The sequence below is a fragment of the Stenotrophomonas sp. 05L414_2 genome, assembly GCF_056397905.1.
This window is the reverse complement of sequence record NZ_JBFTOJ010000206.1, coordinates 1-6,305: the sequence shown is the minus strand read 5'-3', so window position 1 is coordinate 6,305 and position 6,305 is coordinate 1. Positions and strand designations below refer to the sequence as shown.

General features: G+C 67.4%; 3 protein-coding genes. 1 reads left to right on the top strand and 2 read right to left on the bottom strand.

The window, feature by feature from the left end; all coding sequences use genetic code 11:
- Positions 1-95: 95 nt before the first annotated feature.
- The gene (locus AC1DJN_RS19795) at positions 96-3,329 is read right to left on the bottom strand and encodes an efflux RND transporter permease subunit (RefSeq protein WP_478039910.1); all 3,234 of its coding nucleotides are present in this window, start codon (positions 3,327-3,329) and stop codon (positions 96-98) included.
- A 74-nt stretch (positions 3,330-3,403) separates the two neighbouring features.
- Entirely contained in the window at positions 3,404-4,642 is a 1,239-nt protein-coding gene (locus AC1DJN_RS19790; protein ID WP_032976663.1) for an efflux RND transporter periplasmic adaptor subunit, read from the bottom strand.
- A 187-nt stretch (positions 4,643-4,829) separates the two neighbouring features.
- On the opposite strand from AC1DJN_RS19790, the gene AC1DJN_RS19785 reads away from it, so the two are divergent.
- Positions 4,830-6,149, top strand: a complete 1,320-nt coding sequence (locus AC1DJN_RS19785) for a M20 family metallopeptidase (protein WP_025874644.1) — start codon at positions 4,830-4,832, stop codon at positions 6,147-6,149.
- Positions 6,150-6,305: the final 156 nt, after the last annotated feature.

The following is a 6,305-nucleotide window of genomic DNA, read 5'->3' as shown; positions in this document are numbered from 1 at the left end:
GCACCGCCCTGCTGGCCAGGGCGGTGCCGATCGGGCGGCGGATGAAGGGGCCGGACAGGTTCATCGTGCAGCCCCCCGAAGGTGCGGGGCCAGGGTCATGCCTGCGGCTCCTGCACCGTGCCATCGCGCAGCGCACGCTGTTCACGGCGACGGGCGAGCCATTCCGAGAAGCGTTCCATGTACAGGTAGATCACCGGCGTGGTGTACAGGGTTACCAGCTGCGACAGCAGCAGGCCGCCGACGATGGCGATGCCCAGCGGCCGACGCAGTTCCGAGCCGATGCCGGTGCCCAGCGCCAGCGGCAACGCGCCAAGCATGGCTGCAGCGGTGGTCATCATGATCGGGCGGAAGCGCAGCAGGCAGGCGCGGCGGATGGCTTCGCGCGCGTTGGCGCCGGTGCGCCGCGCCTCGATGGCGAAGTCGACCATCATGATGCCGTTCTTCTTGACGATGCCGATCAGCAGCACGATGCCGACGATGCCGTCCACCGACAGGCTCAGGCCACAGACCATCAATGCCAGCAGCGCGCCGACGCCGGCCGGCGGCAGGGTCGAGATGATCGTGATCGGGTGGATGTAGCTCTCGTACAGCACGCCCAGCACGATGTAGATCACCACCAGCGAGGCCAGCAGCAGCCACACCACGTCGGTCTGGCTGCCGGTGAATTCAGCGGCCTTGCCGATGAACTGCGCATGCACGTGCGCCGGCATGTCCAGGCTGGCCTTGGTCTCTTCGATGGCCTTGACCGCAGCGGACAGCGAATAGCCAGCCGCGACGTTGAAGGAAACCGTCACCGCAGGAAGCTGCTGCTGGTGGCTGACCAGCAGCGGCGCGCTGGAGACCTTCGCCTCGGCCAGCGCCGACAACGGGATGATGCCGCCCGCACCGACGGTGATGCCGGTGTTCTGCGCACCGATACCGGTGGCGGTCGACGAGTTGGACGAGGTGACCTGGCCGAAGCTGGTCGCGTTGGTGCCGGTGAGGGCGCCGGCGCCGTTGGAGGCGACCGCCAGCTGTTCCATCAGCGCGGTGCTGGTGCGGAACTGCGGCGCCACTTCCAGCACCACCCGGTACTGGTTGAGCTCGGTGAAGATGGTCGAGATCTGGCGCTGGCCGAACGCATCGTAGAGGGTGTCGTCGATGGTCTGCATCGGCACGCCCAGCACGCTGGCCTTGTCGCGGTCGATGTTCAGTTCCAGTGCGCGGCCCTGGTTGGACAGGTTGTTGTCGACGTCGGCCAGTTCCGGGCGCTGGCGCAGCGCCTGGGTCAGGCGGTTGGCCTGCAGCGCGACTTCCGCGCTGTCCACGTCCGACAGCGAGTACTGGTACTCGGTGGCGGCCACGCGGGTGTCCAGGGTCACGTCCTGTACCGGCTTCAGGTACAGCGCCACGCCGGGAATACCGGCGACGGATTTCTGCAGGCGCGGCAGGATGTCTTCCAGCCCATCACGTTCGCCGCGCTCTTTCAGCACGATCGACAGCTGGCCCTGGTTGAGCGTGGGGTTCATGCTGCCGGCACCGATGAAGGCCGATACGCCGGTCACGTCCGGATCCCTGCGCAGCGCTTCGGCCACCTGCTGGGTGCGTTGCTCCATCTGCGGGAAGGCGATGTTCTGGTCGGCCTGGACCACGGCGGTGATCAGGCCGGTGTCCTGTTCGGGCAGCAGGCCCTTGGGAATCAGCACGTACAGCAGCACGGTCAGTACCAGCGCGGCAGCGGCCACGGCCAGGGTGAGCGGCTGGTGTTCCAGCACCCAGTCCAGGCTGCGCTCATACAGGCCGACGGTGCGCGTCCACAGGTTCTGCTTGCCGGCCGCGGCCGCACGTTCGTGCGCGTCTTCGCCCTCGGGCAGCGCATCGGGCTTGAGCAGGTAGGCGCACATCATCGGGGTGAGCGTCAGCGAGATCAGCATCGACAGCACCACGGCGATGCTCAGCACCCAGGCGAACTCGTGGAACAGGCGGCCGGTGACGCCGGGCATCAGCAGCAGCGGCAGGAACACCGCCACCAGTGAAACCGTCAGCGACAGCACGGTGAAGCCGATCTGGCGCGCACCGATCTCGGCCGCCTCCTTGCCGCTCTTGCCTTGTTCGATGTAGCGCACGATGTTCTCGATCATCACGATCGCATCGTCGACCACGAAGCCGGTGGCCACCACCAGCGCCATCAGCGAGAGGTTGTCCAGCGACATGCCGGTGAAGGCCATCACCGCGAAGGTGCCGGCCAGCGACAACGGCACTGCCACCGAGGGAATGATGGTGGCCCAGAACCGGCGCAGGAACACGAAGATCACCGCCACCACCAGGCCGATCGTCAGGATCAGGGTGAACTGCACTTCATGCACCGAGGCGCGGATGGTTTCGGTACGGTCGGAGAACACCTCCAGGTGCACGTCGGCCGGCAGTACGCCCTGCAGCTGCGGCAGCAGCGCGCGGATGCGCTCGACGGTCTGCACGATGTTGGCGCCCGGCTGCCGGCGCACTTCCAGCAGCACGGCCGGCTTGCCGTCGGCCCATGCCGCCAGCTGGTCGTTCTCCACGCCATCGATCACTTCGGCCACGTCGGACAGCCGCACCGGGCGGCCGTTCTTGTAGCTGATGATGGTGTCGCGGTACTCGGCGGCGCTGGCCAGCTGGYCGTTGGTGCCGATGCTGTAGGACTGGGTCTTGCCGTTCAGCGAGCCCTTCGGCGCATTGACGTTGGCCTGGGTGAGCGCGCTGCGCAGCTCTTCCAGGGTCAAGCCCATGTTGGACAGCTGCGCCGGATTGACCTGGATGCGCACGGCCGGACGCACGTTGCCGGCGATCGACACCAGGCCCACGCCCTGCACCTGCGACAGGCGCTGGGCGAGGATCGAGTCAGCGTAGTTGTTGACGTCGCGCAGCGGCCGCGTATCGGAGGTCAGCTTGAGGGTGACGATGGCCGCGTCGGCCGGGTTCACCCGGTTGTAGACCGGCTGGTACGGCAGCGACGAGGGCAGGGTGGCCTGGCGGATCGCCGCCTGCACGTCCTGTGCGGCGATGTCGATGTCGCGGTCCATCGAGAACTGCAGGATGATCGTCGACAACCCCGCCGAGGAATCGGAGGTCATCAGTTCCAGCCCGGAGATCTGCCCGAACTGGCGCTCCAGCGGCGTGGTCACCAGCGAGGCCATGGTGGTGGCGTTGGCACCGGGGTACTGCGTGGTCACCACCAGGCTGGGCGCATCGATTTCCGGCAGCGCCGACACCGGCAGCTTGCGGTAACCGAGGATGCCCAGCAGCAACAAGCCCGCCATCAACAGCGAGGTGGCAATCGGGCGGCGGATGAAGATCGTCGAAAAGCCCACGGACTGATCCTTGCTGGCACTTCAATGGCAGCGCCGGCGGGATCGCCGGCGCGGGGAAGAGCAGGGGCCTGCGCTCAGCGCGGGCCACCGCCGCGGCGGCCGCCGCCACTCTTCTGTTCGGCGGCCTTCAGTTCGGCCTCGGTCGGTGCGGCCGGGGTTTCACCCGGCTTCAGCGCGGTCACCTTGCTGCCCGGCTTCAGGCGGAACTGGCCTTCGCTGACCACGCGCTCGCCGCCTTTCAGGCCTTCGGCGATCTGCACCTGGCTGTCGCCCACTTCCACGCCACTGCGCACGGTCTGCATCTTCACCGTGTTGTCGCCCTGCACGACGTAGACGTACTCGCCGTCCGGGCCACGCAGCACTGCCTGGGTCGGGATCACCACGCCGCCGCCGATGGTGCGCAGCTGCATGCGCACATTGACGAACTGGCCCGGCCACAGGCCGTTGTCGGTGTTGTCGAACACCGCGCGTGCCTTGAAGGTGCCGCTGTCGGCGCTGATCAGGTTGTCGACCACGTCCAGCTTGCCGTCGCCGCTGAGCACGTGCGAATCRGCGCGGTCCAGCGCTGCGACCGGCACGCTGCCGGCGGCCTGCGCCTGGCGCACGTCGCCGAGCTGGCGTTCGGGCAGGTTGAACAGCACGTGGATCGGATGGATCTGGGTCAGGGTGACCAGTGCGGTACCGGCGTTGACCACGTTGCCGGCGTCGACCGCGCGGATGCCGGCGATACCGGTGATCGGCGCGGTGACCCGGGTGTACTGCAGCTGCACCTGCGCCGAACGCATGCTGGCTTCATTGGCCGCCACTGCGCTTTCGTACTGTGCCACCTGGTTTCGTTGTGTATCCAGATCGGTCTTGGCCACGAACTGGCGGTACTCCGGCGCGTTCGAGCGCTGGTAGTTCGAACGTGCGGTGGCCAGCAGGGCTTCGTTCTGGCGCTTGGATGCAACGGCCTGGTCATAGCTGGCCTGGGCGGTGCGCGGGTCGATCACCGCCAGCACGTCGCCCTTCTTCACTTCCTGGCCTTCGCGGAAATTGAGGCTCATCAGCTGGCCGCCCACCTGCGGGCTGACCGTCACGGTGTTCATCGCGGTCACCGTGCCCAGTGCGCTGGCATACACCGGCACGTCCTGGCGCGCGGCATCGACCACGGTCACCGGCACCGGGCCGGCATCGGGATCTTCACCCCCCTGGCCGGCGCCTGCCTGCTGCCCGGCAGCCTTGTCCTTGCCGCCACCGAGTACGCGCAGGCCGACCACGGCCAGCACCAGCACCGCCACGACCAGCAGCACGATCTTCCAAACACGTGACATTCAAGACTCCAAGAGGGCTGGACGGGGTGGGCACCCCGGGTGGCAATGCGCAAAGCATACCTGTGGCCCACCGGGTTTCCTGCATGACGGATGGGACGGGCGCTCAGACAGATGGACGACGCTGGAGGTTCCCGTAACGGCAAGGTTGCCCTACATTCAGGTGCAGACCCCTTCCGTGGAGATCGAGATGCGCCGTTCGTTGCTGCTGTCCGCCCTGCTGCTGGCCCTGCCGGCCCTTGCCCACGCCGAGGACGCGCAGCGCCCGGAAGTGACCGCTGCCGCGCAGCGCCTGCAGGCCAAGGTGGTTGAATGGCGCCGCGATTTCCACCAGCACCCGGAACTGTCCAACCGCGAGGAGCGCACCTCCGCCGAGGTCGCCAAGCGCCTGCGCGCGATGGGCCTGAAGCCGAAGACCGGCATTGCCCACCACGGCGTGGTGGCGATCATCGAAGGCGGCAAGCCGGGCCCGAAGATCGCCCTGCGCGCGGACATGGACGCACTGCCGGTGACCGAGCAGACCGGCCTGCCATTCGCCTCCAAGGCCACCGCGCAGTACCGCGGGCAGACCGTGGGCGTGATGCACGCCTGTGGCCATGACGCGCACACTGCCACCCTGCTGGGCGTGGCCGAAGCGCTGGTGGCGATGAAGAAGGACCTGCCGGGCCAGGTGATGCTGATCTTCCAGCCGTCCGAAGAAGGTGCGCCGCCACCGGAAGAGGGCGGTGCGGCGCTGATGCTGAAGGAAGGTCTGTTTGCCGACTTCAAGCCCGAGGCGGTGTTCGGCCTGCATGTGTTCTCCAGCGTGCAGGCAGGGCAGATCGCGGTGCGCGGTGGCCCGCTGATGGCCGCGTCCGATCGTTTCGGCATCAAGGTGATCGGCCGCCAGACCCATGGCTCGGCACCGTGGAACGGCGTGGATCCGATCGTGGCCACTGCTGATCTGATCGGCACCGCACAGACCATCGTCAGCCGCCGCGCCAACCTGTCCAAGCAGCCGGCGGTGCTGACCTTCGGCGCGATCAACGGCGGCATCCGCTACAACATCATTCCCGATGAAGTGGAGATGGTCGGCACCATCCGCACCTTCGACGAAGGCATGCGCCAGCAGATCTTCGCCGATCTGCGCAACGTGGCCGACCACACCGCTGCCGCGCATGGGGCCAAGGCGGTGACCGACATCTACGAATCGGAAGGCAACCCGGCCACGGTGAACGACCCGGCGCTGACCGCGAAGATGCTGCCGAGCCTGCAGGCGGTGGTGGGCAAGGACAACGTGTACGAGCCGCCGCTGCAGATGGGCGCGGAGGATTTCTCGCTGTACGCCAAGGAAGTGCCGGGCATGTTCTTCTTCGTCGGTTCCACCAGCGTGGGCATCGACCCGGCGACGGCGCCGGCCAACCATTCGCCGAAGTTCCTGTTGGATGAGAAGGCGCTGGATGTCGGATTCCGTGCGCTGCTGCAGGTGAGCCTGGATTATCTGCATGGTGCGGGCACCCCGGCGGGTTGAGGGTTTCGGGCAGGGCTGCGCCCTGCACCCGCCGAAGCGGTAGTGCCGGCCGCTGGCCGGCAACAGCAACAGCAACAGCAACAGCAGAAGCGGGCTATCCGTGGGATGGCGGGGTGGGTCCGGTTGCGGGGGACGCCGTAAACCCGTCCATGGGGG